This is a genomic window from Ruminococcus sp. RTP21484sp1_RTP21281st1_A8_RTP21281_210402, from assembly GCF_040914025.1.
Taxonomy (GTDB): domain Bacteria; phylum Bacillota; class Clostridia; order Lachnospirales; family Lachnospiraceae; genus Blautia_A; species Blautia_A faecis.
The window spans coordinates 127,128-143,402 of record NZ_JBCPGE010000004.1; the positions used below are offsets into that span (position 1 = coordinate 127,128).

17 protein-coding genes are annotated in these 16,275 nt (G+C 43.9%); all 17 read left to right on the plus strand.

Annotated elements, in window-relative coordinates; translation table 11 throughout:
• The first annotated feature begins 237 nt into the window (after positions 1–237).
• The 17 genes from pyrE (at position 238) to radA (ending at position 16,115) form a co-directional block, all read left to right on the plus strand.
• Entirely contained in the window at positions 238–912 is a 675-nt protein-coding gene (pyrE, locus tag AB5170_RS03140; protein ID WP_118579037.1) for an orotate phosphoribosyltransferase, read from the plus strand.
• A gap of 79 nt (positions 913–991) precedes the next feature.
• Positions 992–1,144 carry a hypothetical protein gene (locus AB5170_RS03145; RefSeq protein ID WP_173717277.1) on the plus strand — a complete coding sequence of 51 codons (153 nt, stop codon included), beginning with the start codon at positions 992–994 and terminating at the stop codon, positions 1,142–1,144.
• Between the two features lie 10 nt (positions 1,145–1,154).
• Entirely contained in the window at positions 1,155–1,631 is a 477-nt protein-coding gene (locus AB5170_RS03150; RefSeq protein ID WP_233456030.1) for a VanZ family protein, read from the plus strand.
• Between the two features lie 107 nt (positions 1,632–1,738).
• The gene (locus AB5170_RS03155) at positions 1,739–2,053 is read left to right on the plus strand and encodes a DUF6142 family protein (protein ID WP_148462743.1); all 315 of its coding nucleotides are present in this window, start codon (positions 1,739–1,741) and stop codon (positions 2,051–2,053) included.
• Positions 2,054–2,125: 72 nt separating this feature from the next.
• Positions 2,126–2,731, plus strand: coding sequence for an HD domain-containing protein (locus tag AB5170_RS03160; protein ID WP_118579031.1), 606 nt, complete (start codon positions 2,126–2,128; stop codon positions 2,729–2,731).
• 97 nt (positions 2,732–2,828) lie between these two features.
• Complete coding sequence (locus AB5170_RS03165) at positions 2,829–4,904, plus strand: aminopeptidase (protein ID WP_330602741.1); 2,076 nt, start codon at positions 2,829–2,831, stop codon at positions 4,902–4,904.
• Between the two features lie 140 nt (positions 4,905–5,044).
• Entirely contained in the window at positions 5,045–5,551 is a 507-nt protein-coding gene (gene purE / locus AB5170_RS03170) for a 5-(carboxyamino)imidazole ribonucleotide mutase (RefSeq protein WP_118579028.1), read from the plus strand.
• 129 nt (positions 5,552–5,680) lie between these two features.
• The gene (gene purM / locus AB5170_RS03175) at positions 5,681–6,706 is read left to right on the plus strand and encodes a phosphoribosylformylglycinamidine cyclo-ligase (RefSeq protein WP_118579246.1); all 1,026 of its coding nucleotides are present in this window, start codon (positions 5,681–5,683) and stop codon (positions 6,704–6,706) included.
• Positions 6,700–7,326, plus strand: a complete 627-nt coding sequence (gene purN / locus AB5170_RS03180) for a phosphoribosylglycinamide formyltransferase (RefSeq protein ID WP_173735192.1) — start codon at positions 6,700–6,702, stop codon at positions 7,324–7,326. The genes purM and purN overlap by 7 nt, the downstream gene beginning before the upstream one ends.
• 10 nt (positions 7,327–7,336) lie before the next feature.
• Positions 7,337–8,611: a phosphoribosylamine--glycine ligase gene (gene purD / locus AB5170_RS03185; protein ID WP_173772799.1), complete on the plus strand. Its 1,275-nt coding sequence runs from the start codon at positions 7,337–7,339 to the stop codon at positions 8,609–8,611.
• Between the two features lie 141 nt (positions 8,612–8,752).
• Entirely contained in the window at positions 8,753–9,946 is a 1,194-nt protein-coding gene (locus AB5170_RS03190) for an FprA family A-type flavoprotein (protein WP_118579023.1), read from the plus strand.
• 23 nt (positions 9,947–9,969) lie between these two features.
• Complete coding sequence (locus tag AB5170_RS03195; protein WP_368361416.1) at positions 9,970–10,068, plus strand: DUF6783 domain-containing protein; 99 nt, start codon at positions 9,970–9,972, stop codon at positions 10,066–10,068.
• Positions 10,069–10,225: 157 nt separating this feature from the next.
• Entirely contained in the window at positions 10,226–11,119 is an 894-nt protein-coding gene (locus tag AB5170_RS03200; RefSeq protein ID WP_173717280.1) for an SseB family protein, read from the plus strand.
• A 139-nt stretch (positions 11,120–11,258) separates the two neighbouring features.
• Positions 11,259–11,630: a GntR family transcriptional regulator gene (locus AB5170_RS03205; protein ID WP_118579020.1), complete on the plus strand. Its 372-nt coding sequence runs from the start codon at positions 11,259–11,261 to the stop codon at positions 11,628–11,630.
• 62 nt (positions 11,631–11,692) lie between these two features.
• Complete coding sequence (locus AB5170_RS03210; RefSeq protein ID WP_173772800.1) at positions 11,693–14,152, plus strand: ATP-dependent Clp protease ATP-binding subunit; 2,460 nt, start codon at positions 11,693–11,695, stop codon at positions 14,150–14,152.
• A gap of 179 nt (positions 14,153–14,331) precedes the next feature.
• A complete protein-coding gene (locus AB5170_RS03215) occupies positions 14,332–14,745 on the plus strand; it encodes an endosialidase (protein ID WP_118579014.1) in 414 nt (137 codons plus the stop codon).
• A complete protein-coding gene (radA, locus tag AB5170_RS03220; RefSeq protein WP_173772801.1) occupies positions 14,739–16,115 on the plus strand; it encodes a DNA repair protein RadA in 1,377 nt (458 codons plus the stop codon). The genes AB5170_RS03215 and radA overlap by 7 nt, the downstream gene beginning before the upstream one ends.
• The last annotated feature ends 160 nt before the right edge of the window (positions 16,116–16,275 follow it).

A 16,275-nucleotide genomic window follows, 5' to 3' on the forward strand; every position in this document is an offset into this window, starting at 1 on the left:
GAACGGAGTGAACAGTAACACTGAAATAGGTTTTACTTCGCGGGTTAAAAGAGATTTTGACCACGCCCATATTTTGTGTTACTATAAAGAGAGCGTAAAGCGGTTACATTACTGATCACTAAGTGAACAATAATGTAACTGGGTTTTGCTTTGAAAACGGCATATGCAAGAGTTTTTTTCAAATATGCTTTAAGAAAGACCAATAACAGATACAGCCCATATACGAGGAGGATAAAAATGGAACAGTATAAACAGGAATTTATTGAGTTTATGATTGATTGCAATGTATTGAAATTTGGAGATTTCGTAACCAAATCCGGAAGAAAAACTCCATTTTTTGTAAACACAGGATTTTATCGTACAGGAGCTCAGTTAAGAAAATTAGGACAGTATTATGCAAAAGCAATTGAGAGCAAATTCGGTCTGGATTTTGATGTGCTTTTTGGACCTGCATACAAGGGAATTCCGCTGACTGTTGCAGCGACAATGGCAATCAGCGAGGAGTATGGCAAGGATATCCGCTATTGCTCCAATCGTAAAGAGGTAAAGGATCATGGGGATAAGGGAATTCTTCTTGGAAGCCCGATTGAGGACGGAGATAAGGTTGTGATTATCGAGGATGTTACGACAGCCGGAACTTCTATTCAGGAGACTCTGCCGATCATCAAAGCTCAGGGTGACGTTTCCCCAATCGGTCTTGTGGTTTCTGTAGACCGTATGGAGCGCGGACAGGGTACCAAGAGCGCTTTAAAGGAGATTGAGGAGAAATATGGCCTTAAGACAACTGCTATTGTAACTATGGCAGAGGTAGTAGAGCATCTTTACAACAAAGAGTATAAAGGGAAAGTCATCATTGATGACACATTAAAAGCTGCTATTGATGCATACTATGAGCAGTACGGCGCAGAATAAGAGAATTCTATGCAGCATTAAAAATTCTGAAAGTGTGCTGCGGCAACTGGCAGCATAATGGCAAAAGGAGGAAATGCTGATGAGTGAAAAGCTTTACAAAATCGTATCTGGCGTAGGTGCCGGAAGTATTGCACTTGGGATCATCACACTGGTGACAGGTGTGTCCACTGGTATTCTCATGATCGTGAATGGTGCCAGACTTCTGAAGGGCAAATCCGATATGATGATTTAAGGGGATTTTTTTGAAAAAGGAAACGAAGACTTTAATTCGCCGTATGGGAATCCTGCTGTTCGTCATCTATATAATCTTTCTTGTTTATTTTCTGTTCTTTTCAGAGGAATATGGCAGGGCGGCAGAGACGCAGCGGGTATACAGGTATAATCTGATTCCCTTTGTGGAAATCAGAAGGTTCTGGATATACCGGGAGCAGCTTGGCACATTTGCAGTATTTTCTAACATATTCGGAAATGTGATAGGCTTTCTGCCTTTCGGGTTTATCCTTCCTGTTATTTTCCGAAGAATGAACAGCGGTTTTCTCATCTGCGTATCAGGATTTATATTAAGTCTGACTGTGGAAGTGATCCAGCTGGTCACGAAGGTTGGCTGTTTCGATGTGGATGATATGATTTTGAACACCCTGGGGGCAACCTTGGGGTATGTTCTTTTTTTCATCTGTAATCATATTCGAAGGAAAGTTCTGGATGGCAGCCATGTATGAGCCATGCTTACCTAAGCGGATTTATGGATATTGCATGGCAGCAGCTGACTTTCATATTTTGACATGCTTGCGCAAGCAGACATGTCCATTTAGGAGAAAGTTCCATTATGGCAAGAAGATATAGATATTCATTTACAAAGAAAAAAGAAGCGAAAAAAGGGAAGCTGTCTGCCGGTCTGGCGGCAGCGTCCTTTTTGTTGTTTATAACGGCTGTTGTTCTGGCATATCTCTTGGATGACAGCTTTGGTTTTTTGGTAGGAGGAGTGGGCTTATTTGCCACCCTTCTTTCCGTATACGGATTTATTATGGGGCTGCTCAGCTTTTCTGAGGAAGGAAGAAGCCATAAAACCAGCATTATCGGTTCAATCAGCAATGGACTGATCCTGATTGTGTGGATCGGAGTGTACCTGACCGGATTGTAGAGCACGGCGTATGTATGACGGAAATCCGATTGAAAGCAATAACAATTGATCAGACAGGGAAGGGGAATATATATGGATGAACGTTTAAAAAAACAATTAGACTTTATTCTGGAAGCAGATAAAGTGAAAAATATTATGCGTCAGACCTATCTGGCGGATGGAAAACGTAAGGAAAACGATGCAGAACATTCCTGGCACCTGGCACTTATGGCAGTACTTTTGAAAGAATATGCACCAGAGGAAGTTGATCTTTCCAAAGTCATTCCTATGGTACTGATTCATGATCTGGTAGAGATTGATGCCGGAGATACCTATGCTTATGACGCTGTTGGGGGAGCTACCCAGCATACAAGAGAAGAAGCTGCTGCACAGCGCATTTACGGCATTCTTCCAGAAGACCAGGGAAAATGGCTTTATGATCTTTGGGAAGAGTTCGAAGCTTATGAAACACCAGAGGCCAAATATGCGCACATGCTGGACAACAGTCAGCCTCTTTTTCTGAACAATGCTACAGATGGAATCAGCTGGGTAGAGCATGGCGTGAAGAAAAGTCAGATTTACACACGAAACCGCCGTACTGGTGAGGGAGCACCAAAGATCTGGGAATATATGCAGGAATTGATCGACCAGCATGTAGAAAAAGGACATGTGATCGACGATATGTCCAAAAAAGAATAAGAAGTGTGCTGATCGCGGAAACAATTATTCAAACAGGCTCTGTCAGTGCCGTGACGGATAGCTTCGTATAAATAAAAAGGAAGAGTGAGGGAAACGAGTGGACGAATTACTGATGGAACGTTATGCTCTTGCAAAAGAAAGAGTATGTGAGATCAAAGAGGAGAAAGCAGTACAGATGCCATATCTGGACTTTTTCCAGAAAACAGCTGCTTTTCTTGAAAAAAATGTGGAAATAATGGATGGCGTTGTATTTTTGGGAGAAGCCAGGGAACCAAAGAAACTTGCAGATGCGGCTGATCTATCTATAGATGAATGGAAAGAACTGAATCGTGATCTGTATGCAGATATCCTTCCGGAAAATTATAAAAACAGCTACGGAAATCCGGTTTATGCCTGTGAAAAGCTTGGGGAATACGGAAGGGACTTTTCTTTCCTGTATGCAGAACTACGTGGTATTGTGGTCTATGCCTTTGAAAAGAGGCTGTGGGACATAACTGTGCTTCTGGAGCTGTTTCTGGAAGTTTATGGCGCTTTTGCTCAGGAGGAGGTTCCTACAGAGGAAGAATTGAGGGGGATTTTAAATTCCTATGCAAATGATTACTGCCAGGATATGATAGAGTACCGCACCAGAGAGTGCGTGGACCCGGAGTTGGATTTTGCGGCAAAAATTATCATGCATTCTGATTTTTCAGACCTTCGTTACCTGTATCTGTTTGGAGAATACATTACAGAGAATGAACTTGGAGTGGCTGCATTTCTTAACGGTCTTTCCCAGGAAGAAATCGATTCCTGCGCAAGAACTTATACAGAGGGCTACCGTTTGGGATTTGTAAATGGACACAAAGACCTGAGCAAAAAGAAAACAGTCAATATCCGTTACAACCTTGGCTTTGAACGTATGGTAAAAGCGGCAGTTCTTCAGTTTGAGGAGATGGGGCTGAAGCCAGTCATATATCGCTATCCGACCCATGCGGTAAACAGGCGCGGCTCTTATAGAATTGGCTATACAGGCGCTGTTGCAAATCCGCAGTTTGACTATGATCATCGACAGGACGGGGCACTTTTTCTGGATCAGGATTTTGTGCAGAAGCGTCTTCGTGCCCTGCAGACTTCCTATGAGAAATATAAGGAACTGGCGTATGTTCACGCTGGTCCGGCCTGCATTGAGGTATTTGGGGAAGCTCCGTTTTCACCAGTGAGTGTAAAAGAGGCATGGCAGTTCAGTGATGCTCAGCAGAAGCTGGAAATTGAGATGCAAAATGAAGCTGGACAGATTACAAACCGCTACATTAAAGGTGATGAGAGAAGCTTTACCATTATTGCATATCCGGTTCCTGAAATCGGCGGTGATTATGAGGAGATTTTCCGCCAGATTGTGAAAATCAACACCTTGGATTACCAGCTTTACCAGAAAATCCAGCAGACTCTTATCGATACTCTGGATACCGCAGAATGGGTATCTGTAAAGGGAAAAGGAGCGAATGAAACAGATCTCAGGATACATCTGCACACTCTTACAGACCCGGCGAAGCAGTCCAATTTCGAGAACTGTGTAGCGGATGTAAATATTCCCGTTGGCGAAGTGTTTACTTCCCCGGTCCTTTCCGGAACAGACGGTCTTCTTCACGTAAGCCAGGTATATCTGGAAGGTCTTCAGTTCCGTGATCTGAAGCTTGAATTTAAAGATGGAAAAATTGTATCCTATTCCTGCGGGAATTTTGAAAATGAAGAAGAGAATAAAAAATATATTGAAGATAATATCCTGTTCCATCATCCAACACTTCCAATGGGTGAATTTGCAATCGGAACGAATACTACGGCTTATGTAGCTGCGAAGAAATACAATATTGCAGATAAGCTGCCTATTCTGATTGCAGAAAAAATGGGACCTCATTTTGCAGTAGGTGATACCTGTTACAGCTGGTCTGAGGATACTGCCATGTACAATCCGGATGGAAAAGAGATCATTGCAAGAGATAATGAAATCTCCATTCTGAGAAAAGAAGATATAAGCAAGGCGTACTTTGGCTGTCATACAGATATTACCATTCCTTATGATGAATTGGGAAGCATCTGTGTTCTTGGAAAGAATGGGGAGAAAATTTCAATTATTGAGGATGGCAGATTTGTGCTGGCCGGAACAGAAGAACTGAATAAACCTTTTGAGGAATAAAGGAAAGTTTAAAATCTAACAGCAAAATTAATTAGCCCTACAAAATTTTTCTTTGCCCCAATCGTATTGACAGAAAATGTTATTCTTAGTAGAATTTACGCGAATGGTAGTTCTAAATATAACTAAAAGAGGAGAATATTATGCCAAAAGTAGGAATTGTAATGGGCAGTGATTCAGATATGCCGGTAATGAGCAAGGCAGCAGACATTCTGGAGAAACTTGGGATTGATTACGAAATGCGTATCATCTCCGCACACAGAGAGCCGGACGTGTTCTTTGATTATGCGAAGACAGCTGAGGAAAAGGGATTTAAGGTCATCATTGCAGGTGCCGGTATGGCAGCACATTTACCAGGAATGTGCGCAGCGATTTTTCCGATGCCTGTTATCGGAATTCCTATGCACACTACATCACTTGGGGGAAGAGATTCCCTGTATTCCATCGTACAGATGCCATCCGGCATTCCGGTAGCAACTGTTGCAATAAACGGAGGGGCAAATGCCGGTCTTCTTGCAGCGAAGATTCTTGCAACATCCGATCCGGAGCTTCTTGCACGTCTGAAAGCCTACAGCCAGGAGCTGAAGGAGCAGGTCGAAGCCAAGGATGCGAAATTACAGGAAGTGGGACATAAGGCTTATACAAAATAGAGTTACACAGCAGGGGCGTAATAACCCTTTCTGCTTATGCAGGTGAAGAATCCTGCGAGGCAGGATTTTTCTATGAAAACCATAATAAACACCATAATAGAAACCATAAAATTCTGGGAGGAAAAAGGCATGGATTACAAGAACGCGGGCGTTGATATTGAGGCAGGATACAAATCAGTAGAATTAATGAAACAGCATATTGCAAAGACTATGAGACCAGAGGTACTTGGAGGAATCGGCGGATTCTCAGGTGCTTTTTCCATGAACAGCTTCAAGGATATGGAAGAGCCTACACTGGTTTCAGGAACTGACGGAGTTGGAACCAAGCTGAAACTGGCATTTATTATGGACAAACATGACACTGTTGGAATCGACTGTGTGGCAATGTGTGTAAACGATATTGCATGTGCAGGCGGAGAACCTCTTTTCTTCCTGGACTACATTGCCTGCGGAAAGAACTATCCGGAAAAGATTGCTGAGATCGTAAAAGGCGTTGCAGAAGGCTGCAGCCAGTCAAGCGCAGCCCTCATCGGCGGCGAAACTGCTGAGATGCCAGGATTTTATCCGGTAGACGAGTATGACCTGGCTGGATTTGCAGTTGGCGTTGTTGATAAAAAAGACCTGATTACAGGAGAAAATTTAAATACCGGAGATGTTCTGATCGGAATGGCTTCCTCAGGCGTACACAGCAATGGTTTCTCTCTTGTCCGCAAAGTATTTGAGATGACAAAAGAGTCTCTGGACACATATTATGATGAACTTGGAACTACCCTTGGTGAGGCGCTGATCGCACCAACCAAGATTTATGTAAAAGCTCTTAAGAGCATTAAGGATGCAGGGGTTAAGATCCACGCATGCAGCCATATCACAGGCGGCGGTTTCTATGAGAATGTACCTCGTATGCTGAAAGAGGGTACAAGAGCCGTGATTGAGAAAGACAGTTATCCGGTACTTCCGATCTTTAAGCTTCTTGCAAAGACCGGAGACATTGAAGAAAAGATGATGTACAACACCTACAACATGGGACTTGGTATGGTTCTGGCAGTTGATCCGGCTGATGTAGATAAGACTATGGAAGCAATCAAGGCAGCAGGTGAGACACCATACGTAGTAGGACGTATTGAAGCAGGAGAAAAGGGAGTGACATTATGCTAAAGGTTGCTGTCCTGGTATCAGGAGGCGGTACCAATCTCCAGGCAATCCTGGATGCCATTGATTCCGGCAGGATCACCAACGCGGAAGTTTCTCTTGTGATCAGCAATAATCCAAATGCTTACGCACTGGAAAGAGCGAAGAACCATGGTATAGAGGCTGTCTGTATTTCCCCTAAAGAATTTGAAAACCGTGAAGAATTTCATAAGGCACTTTTAAAGAAATTGCAGGAAAACGGTGCAGAACTGATTGTTCTTGCAGGCTATCTGGTTGCAATTCCACCTATGATCGTGGAGGCATTTCCAAATAAGATCATCAACATCCATCCATCCCTGATCCCATCCTTTTGCGGTGTAGGATACTATGGACTTCATGTTCATGAAGCTGCCTTAAAAAGAGGAGTGAAAGTAACAGGTGCTACTGTTCATTTCGTGGATACAGGTACAGATACCGGCCCTATTATTTTGCAGAAAGCAGTAAAAATTGAGCCGGATGATACCCCTCAGTCTCTTCAGAGAAGTGTAATGGAAAAGGCAGAGTGGAAGATCCTTCCGAAAGCAATTAATCTCATTGCCAATGGAAAGATTTCGGTAGAAGATCATATTGTGACTATCAGCGATTAAGGAGGAGATTATGAAAGTACTGATCGTAGGAAGCGGCGGAAGAGAGCATGCAATCGCATGGAGCGTATCCAGAAGCCCTAAGGCAGATAAGATTTACTGTGCACCGGGAAATGCAGGAATTGCAGAGTATGCGGAGTGCGTGAACATTGGTGCTATGGAATTTGAAAAACTTGCTGATTTTGCTCAGGAAAATCAGGTAGACCTTACTATCATCGGTATGGATGATCCGTTGGTAGGCGGTATAGTAGACGAGTTTGAATCCCGTGGTTTACGAGTATTCGGACCTCGTAAAAATGCAGCAATCCTGGAAGGCTCCAAGGCATTTTCCAAGGATCTGATGAAGAAATACAACATTCCAACAGCTGCATACGAGAATTTTGATGACCCGGAAAAGGCACTGGCTTATCTTCGCACCGAAGCAAAATTCCCTATTGTCCTCAAAGCAGACGGACTTGCTCTTGGAAAAGGTGTTCTGATCTGTCAGAATCTTCAGGAAGCGGAAGCTGGTGTGAAAGAGATCATGGAAGATAAGAAGTTTGGAAGCGCCGGAAATACCATGGTTATTGAGGAATTTATGACCGGTCGTGAAGTTTCCGTTCTTTCTTTTGTGGATGGAAAAACAATTAAAACCATGACCTCCGCACAGGATCATAAGCGTGCAAAGGACGGTGACCAGGGCTTAAATACAGGCGGAATGGGAACTTTTTCACCCAGTCCTTTCTACACAAAAGAGGTGGATGAGTTCTGCAGGAAATATGTATATCAGCCAACTGTGGATGCAATGGCTGCTGAAGGAAGAGAATTTAAAGGAATCATTTTCTTTGGCCTGATGCTGACTGCAGATGGTCCGAAGGTACTGGAATACAATGCACGTTTCGGAGATCCGGAAGCACAGGTTGTTCTTCCACGTATGAAGAACGACATTGTAGAAGTTATGGAAGCCTGCATTGATGGAACTCTGGATCAGATCGATCTTCAGTTTGAGGACAATGCTGCTGTTTGTGTAGTTCTTGCAAGCGATGGATATCCGGTGAAATATGAGAAAGAAATCCCGATGTATGGATTTGAGAATTTCAAGGATAAAGAGGGATATTACTGTTTCCATGCCGGAACCAAGTTTAAGGACGGACAGATCGTTACAAATGGTGGACGTGTTGTAGGAATCACAGCCACAGGCAGCAATCTGAAAGAGGCCAGAAAAAATGCCTATGCGGCAACAGAGTGGATCACTTTCGCAAATAAATATATGCGCCATGATATTGGAAAAGCAATTGACGAAGCATAATTAAGTGGTATAAAATAGGCAGGAGACAAGAGTGTTTCCTGTCTGTTTTTGGTTATGGAAGTCCTGACAGGATGAAAATACAAAAGCCAGAGAGTTCTGTATTGCAGAATTTGTTTAGCAAAAGCATTAGGAGGAATCATTATGTACAATGTGAAAAAAGTAAACGAAGATTTATACTGGATCGGTGCAAGTGACAGAAGACTTGCCCTTTTTGAAAATATTTACCCGATTCCAAGAGGAGTTTCCTACAACTCTTATGTGATTCTGGATGAGCAGACCGTGCTTCTGGATACAGTTGACAAGTCTGTAAGCGGACAGTTTTTTGAAAATCTGGAGCATGTTCTTGGAAACAGACCTTTGGATTATATGATCGTAAACCATATGGAACCAGATCATTGTGCAATTGTGGAAGAGGTGGTAAGAAGATTCCCGGAAGTGAAGGTTGTGGGAAATGCCAAGACCTTTAACATGATGAAACAGTTCTTTACCTTTGACGTGGACGCCCATGCAGTTGTGATCAAAGAGGGAGATACCATCAGTACAGGTAAACATACCCTTGCGTTTGCCATGATCCCCATGGTTCACTGGCCGGAGGCAATGGTTACATACGATGCATATGACAAAGTGCTTTTTAGCGCAGATGCTTTTGGTACTTTTGGAGCGCTGAATGGAAATGTGTTTGCAGATGAAGTAAACTTTAAAGAAGAGTGGCTGGATGACGCCAGAAGATATCTGGTAAATATTGTTGGAAAATACGGCGGACCGGTTCAGAGTGCCCTGAAAAAGGCTCTTACACTTGATATCGCCATGATCTGCCCACTTCATGGTCCTATCTGGAGAGAGGATCTTGGATGGTTTATTGACAAATATCAGAAATGGAGCACTTATACACCGGAAGACCATAATGTTGTGGTTATGTATGCCTCCATTTATGGAAATACAGAGAATGCAGCTGATGTTCTGGCAGGCAGACTGGCAGATGCAGGGGAGAAGAATGTGAAGGTTTATGATGTTTCTGTAACAGATCCTTCCTATCTGGTAGCGGAAGCATTCCGCTGTGACAGAATCGTATTTGCCTGCCCGACTTATAATGCAGGACTTTTCCCGAAGATGGAAACCTTGCTTCATGAACTTGCTGCCCACAATCTGCAGAAGAGAAAAGTGGCAGTCCTGGAAAACGGTACCTGGGCTCCTACTGCAGGTAAGCAGATGAAGGAAATCCTTTCTGGTATGAAAGATATGGAAATCTATGAAGAGACGGTAACGGTAAAGTCTGCCCTGAAAGAAGACCAGCTGGCACAGCTTGATAAGATTGTAGAATTTATGACAAAATAAGAGAAGGCTTGTCGGATCAGTGGATGCCAGGCGTGACAAGATATACTGAAAATTGGGGCGTGCAGCATGAAGAAATGATTTTTTGGACACGCTCTAGTATGGAACGCGGTAAAATTGCATAAAAACACTGACGGTTAGACTTTACTTTTTTGCAATTTTGTTATAAAATAAAACCTATATTAGGTTTTTGTCGATATGTTTTGAAATCTGCCAGACAGGACAAGGTTCATAGAATTTTCGTATACGACAGCAGGAAACCAGGACTGAGAGGATAATGACATGGGAATCACTGAACAGGAAGCAATTAAGGAATTACAGACAAGAGACGAAATCTTTGTAGCGTATTCACAGGCTACGAAGCTTCCATATGTAATTTGCGATCAGGAAAGCTTTAATGATCAGGTGTGGGTATTTGCCACAGAAGAAGAGATTAAAGCATTTGGCAAGAAGAAATTAGAGGATAAGATTCTTCTTATGGGAATGAAATATGAGAAGAAAGACTACCCAAGATTCTACGGCACACTTTATGCAATCGGTGTAAACAGTGTAGTATGGGTTGATGGAGAGAATCAGATTGAGGTTGAGCTTACCAGAATTGCCAGACAGGCAGACTTCAGCCAGCTTGAGCCGAAGAAGCAGCCACTTTTTAATTCCACTCTTCAGCTTTCGGGTATCTATTTTATGCAGGAACTCCGTCGCCCGATTAAGAAAGAGGAGCGCACTGTAAACCTTCGTGAAATGGAAGAAGAGCTGATCGTGAATCTTAAGAAATCCGAATTCCTGGTAGCTATGGCTACTGATCCGGAAGACCCGACCAAGGTTAACATTCCATATCTTAAGAACAAACAGGGCGATATTCTTCAGCCGGCTTTTACAGATGTTATGGAATTTGATAAATTTGCAAGAGGCAAGAAGCTTCGGGCAGCCAAGGTTCCATTTGCCAAACTGCCAGGTCTTATCATCAATCAGGCGAAGGCATTTGTGATCAACCCGATGGGATTCAATCTGATCCTTGACAGAGTACAGCTTGGAAAGATTCTGGGTGTTGAGATCCCTCCGGCTGCAGTACCGGCTGAGAGTGCGCCTGCTGAGGCAGCGGCACAGGAGACTAAGGCATCAGAGGGTGAAGTAAAGGCAGAAGAAGCACCGGCAGCTGAGACACCGGTTCAGTAGGAATAGGGAGCGCTGCAGCTTTACAGATGGCTTATATTTAAACGAAGTGTTTATTACGAAAGACAGGAAGAGACCGGGGCAGTATGACTCCGGTCCCTTTGTTTTGTAATATTCACTGTTTTTTACAGGGAGGGATAAAATGGTAATAGAGATAGATTTCCAGAGTGACGAGGCACTTTATACCCAGCTGATGAATCAGATCATTATGGGAATTGCCACATCCCGGCTGCAGGAAGGAGATCCTCTTCCATCTGTCAGACAGCTTGCGGATACCATTGGAATTAATATGCATACCGTAAACAAAGCCTATTCCTTGTTACGCCAGGAAGGATTTGTCTCCATTGACAGAAGAAAAGGCGCAGTAATCTGTCTGGATGTGGATAAGTTAAGGGCTATGGAGGAATTGAAGCAGAATTTACGTGTTGCGCTGGCAAGGGGCTGCTGCAATAATGTGACAAGGGAAGAAGTGCATAGTCTTATAGATGAGATTCTGGATGAATATGAGAAATAAAAGCGAGATTGTTCGAGAAATCAACTTGTTTGTACACTAGCGTAAGGAGGAACAATTGATCAATGCGAAATAAATTTACGAAACAGGCTCAGACAGCCCTGACACTGGCAAAGGCCGCAGCCATTGACTTTGAACTGGGCTATATTGGTACAGAACATCTTTTGCTGGGACTTTTAAGTGAGACAGAAGGTACTGCCGGAAGAGTCCTGGAGGAATTTCAGGTAGATGGCAAGAAACTGGTGGAACTGATCGATAAGCTGGTGACTCCGGCAGAAGTGGGAAATATAACTGAGATTGAAATGAAGCCGTCATACAGTCCGAGAACAGAGAAGGTTCTGGAAAGTGCTGTGGCAGAGGCACAGAATTCTGGCTGTGAGAAGGCCGGAACGGAGCATTTGCTCCTTGCCATGCTCCGCGAGACGGACTGTGTTGGAACCAGGCTTTTATATACGATGGGAGTGAATATCCAGAAGCTTTATGCAGCAGTCCTTGGAGCCATGGGCTATGACAATGAGTCTATTCAGGAAGAGTTCCAGGCTGCCAAGGCCATGCAAAATCCCGGAGGCAGCCCGACACCGGCACTTGACCAGTACAGCCGTGATCTGACCCAGATGGCAGCAGAGGGCAAACTGGATCCTGTTGTGGGAAGGGAAAAGGAAATCAGCAGACTGATCCAGATCTTAAGCCGCAGAACCAAGAACAATCCATGTCTGGTAGGAGAACCTGGGGTAGGCAAGACTGCTATTGCAGAGGGGCTTGCCCAGAGGATTCTTGCAGGTAGTGTTCCGGAGACGATTAAAGACAAGCGACTGGTAGTGTTGGATCTGTCTGGAATGGTGGCTGGAAGCAAGTACAGAGGTGAATTTGAGGAGCGTATCCGTAAGGTCGTGGATGAAGTACGTGAGAATCAGGGGATTCTTCTGTTTATTGATGAGCTTCATACAATTATTGGAGCTGGCGGAGCAGAAGGAGCCCTTGACGCTTCCAATATTCTGAAGCCCTCTCTTTCCCGTGGAGAATTGCAGATCATAGGTGCGACCACTCTGGAAGAGTACCGCAAATATATAGAGAAGGATGCTGCTCTGGAGCGACGCTTCCAACCGGTTACCGTGGAAGAGCCTTCTGAAGAGGAGGCTTACGAGATCCTGAAAGGACTTCGCCCATACTATGAAAGACATCATAAAGTAGAAATATCAGATGAAGCTTTGGAAGCAGCAGTTAAAATGTCAGTACGTTATATTAACGACAGATTTCTTCCGGATAAAGCAATCGACCTGATTGATGAAGCTGCTTCTAAGGTACAGCTTTCCGGATATCAGGCTTCTTCCGAGATTGAGGATTTAAGCCGTGAGATTCAGGAAATCCTTCAGGAGAAAGAGCGTGCCATCAAAACTGGTTATTTAAGTCTTGCCAAAGAATGTCAGGAGAAACAGAAGGAAGCAGAAGCCAGACTTGAGCAGCTTCAGGTAAAAGAAGAAAAGAAGAATCAGAGAAAATCCGGAAAAGTGGACGAAAAAGCCGTAGCCTCGATTGTATCCGACTGGACCAAAATTCCGGTACAAAGACTGACGGAGGGAGAGACCAGACGTCTTGCTCAATTGGAAAAAGAACTTCACAAACGTGTGATTGGTCAGGAGGAAGCAGTGCATGCTGTTTCTCAGGCTGTAAAACGTGGTCGTGTAGGATTGAAGGATCCGAACCGTCCAATTGGTTCTTTCCTGTTTCTGGGACCAACAGGCGTTGGGAAAACAGAACTTTCCAAGGCACTGGCTCAGGCTGTGTTTGGCAGTGAACAGGCTATGATTCGTGTGGATATGTCTGAATATATGGAGAAACACAGTGTTTCCAAGCTGATCGGTTCTCCGCCAGGATATGTGGGATATGATGAAGGCGGACAGCTCAGCGAAAAAGTACGCAGAAATCCATACAGTGTTATTCTTTTTGATGAGATCGAGAAAGCACATCCGGATGTGTTTAACATTTTGCTTCAGGTGCTGGATGACGGACATATTACAGATGCCCACGGAAGAAAAGTGGATTTTAAACAGACGATCATTATCATGACTTCCAATGCGGGCGCCCAGGCAATCGTAGAACCGAAGCAGCTTGGGTTTATTTCCCAGAAAGATGAGAAAAAGGATTATGAAAAAATGAAATCCGGCGTTATGGAAGAAGTGCGCCGTCTTTTCAAACCAGAATTCTTGAATCGAATTGACGAGATTATGGTATTCCACACCCTGAATAAGGAGGAAATCCGTAAGATTGTACTTCTGCTCCTGAAATCACTGGAAAAACGTTGTGAGGAACAGATGGATATTCATCTGAATGTGACGAATTCTGCAGTAGATTATATTGCAGAAGCCGGATTTGATGCTAAATACGGTGCAAGACCTCTTCGCCGGGCCATTCAGTCCAAGATAGAAGACCGGCTGGCAAATGAGCTCCTGGAGGGCAAAATCAAGCGGGGAGACATCGTGCAGGTACAGTATAGAAATAAAGAAATTCGTTTTATAGTGAAGTAAGATTCTGTTTGAACAGTAACGTAATCTTCTAAAATTACTATAAATTTTATATAAGGTACTGGCAAAGAAAAAAGTTTTATTATATAATATGTACAACATCGGGGAACCGGTGAAAAGGATCTGGCGAGGAGAAATCCGCCGGAGAACATAACGAAAGAGTCTTAGGGAGGACAAGCATCATGGCAGTAGTAAAGGAACTGATCCGTACAGAGGAAAATGGTACCATCAGCTTTGGAGATTATGAGAAGAACCAGAAATCAAAGGTTTCTGATTACCCACATCAGGGAGATATGTATAAAGTAAAAACATTCAAGGAGATCACCAAGCTGGAACGCAACGGTATGTTTGTATATGAGTCCGTACCAGGTACCGCTGTATTCAATCTTGCACAGGACGGAAACCAGATGAGTTTTCGCGTAGAGGGACCGGAGGATGCACAGATTACTGTAGAACTTGAAGCAGAAGCACAGTATGAGGTATATCTTGACGGAGCAAGTACAGGTAAAATGGAGACCAACCTTGGCGGAAAGCTTTCTTTCAGCGTAGAGCTTGGAAATGGCTCAGCTGTTGATGTAAAAATTGTAAAATGCTAAAAAACAAAAAAATGGTATATTTTTGCCAGGAGTGCGGTTACGAATCCTCGAAATGGATGGGACAGTGCCCTGGCTGTAAGGCCTGGAATTCTTTTGCGGAAGAACCTGTATCCACAGGGAAAAAGGCATCAGGAGGCGGTAAGTCCGTTTCCAGGCAGCAGTCTGAACCGGTGATTCTGAAGGAGATCAGTCTGAAAGAGGATGAACGTCAGACAACGAAAATAGGGGAACTTGACAGAGTACTCGGGGGCGGCATTGTCCCCGGGTCTTTGGTTCTTGTGGGGGGAGATCCAGGTATCGGAAAATCTACCCTTCTTTTACAGGTGTGCCGGAATCTGGCAGAGAATGGAAGCTCTGTCCTTTACATTTCTGGAGAGGAATCCCTGCGTCAGATCAAGCTTCGTGCGAATCGTATTGGTACTTTCAACGAGAATCTTCAGCTTTTATGCGAGACCAATCTGGATACAGTGCGTGAAGTGATGGAGCGGAAGAAACCGGATGTAGCAATCATAGATTCCATCCAGACCATGTTTGACGAAGAAATCGGATCTGCGCCGGGAAGTGTTTCCCAGGTGAGAGAATCTACCAATGTACTGATGCAGATTGCAAAAGGATTTGGAATCACGATTTTCATCGTTGGTCATGTTACCAAGGAGGGGAACGTGGCTGGACCGAGAGTGTTGGAGCACATGGTAGACACAGTGCTCTATTTTGAAGGAGACAGACATGCCTCCTATCGAATCCTGCGTGCTGTAAAAAACCGGTTTGGTTCTACTAATGAGATTGGTGTATTTGAGATGCAGGGCTCAGGTCTTGAGGAGGTTTCCAACCCATCTGAATATCTTCTGGAGGGACGGCCTGAGAATGCATCTGGATGTGTAGTGGCCTGCTCTATGGAAGGAACACGTCCGATTCTGGTGGAAATCCAGGCGTTGGTTTGCGAGAGCAATTTTGGTATTCCCAGAAGAACCGCAGTGGGAACAGATTTTAACAGAGTGAATCTTCTGATGGCTGTATTGGAGAAGAAGGTGGGACTTCGCCTTGCTTCATCTGACGCCTACGTAAATATTGCCGGCGGTATGAAGATGACAGAACCGGCGATTGATCTTGGAATCTGTCTGGCAATTGCATCCAGCATGAAGGATATTGTAATTCCAGATAAGCTGATGGCTTTTGGGGAAATCGGACTTAGCGGTGAAGTGCGTGCTGTGAGCATGGCCGGTCAGAGAGTGCAGGAGGCAAAGAAACTGGGCTTTGACACAGTGATCCTGCCGGAAGTGTGCAGAAGCTCGGTGGAAAAAGCTGATGGGATTAAGCTGGTGTATGTGAGACAGATTCAGGAGGCGATTCGGTATATTATGAGTAAATAGGTTTTATGTTTACATTTGTAAAAATATATAGAAAAATAATACTTGAAAAAGTAAGCAATGATAACCTGTAAAAAAATATGGATTTTTTTGTAAAAAGTGCTTGACGATTCCTTGCGGCAGTGGTATAGTAAACAAGCTGTCGCAAGGAATTGCTTCTGAA